1 pseudogene is annotated in these 213 nt (G+C 70.9%); it reads left to right on the top strand.

Annotated features, from left to right (window positions below):
- Positions 1–34 precede the first annotated feature (34 nt).
- A pseudogene (locus tag PUR71_RS00660) lies at positions 35–213 on the top strand (VCBS repeat-containing protein); the annotation flags it as partial.

The following is a 213-nucleotide window of genomic DNA, read 5'->3' as shown; positions in this document are numbered from 1 at the left end:
GGTGCCGGCCGAGGGCCACTGGGACCGGAACGCGATGAAGCTCGTCGCCGGGGACTTCAACGGCGACGGCCGCACCGACCTCGCCATGCTCTACCGCCGCCCCGACGGCTCCATCGACTACTACACCGCGCTGGCGGACACGAGCGGGCACATCGGCGCGTTCAAGTCCTCCCCCAAGTCCACCCCCGCCAGCGGCAACTGGGACTGGAACGC

It is taken from the genome of Streptomyces sp. SP17BM10, from assembly GCF_036322405.1.
In the GTDB taxonomy this organism is placed as follows: domain Bacteria; phylum Actinomycetota; class Actinomycetes; order Streptomycetales; family Streptomycetaceae; genus Kitasatospora.
The sequence above is the reverse complement of the archived record's forward strand: the minus strand, read 5'-3'. Positions and strand labels throughout refer to the sequence as shown.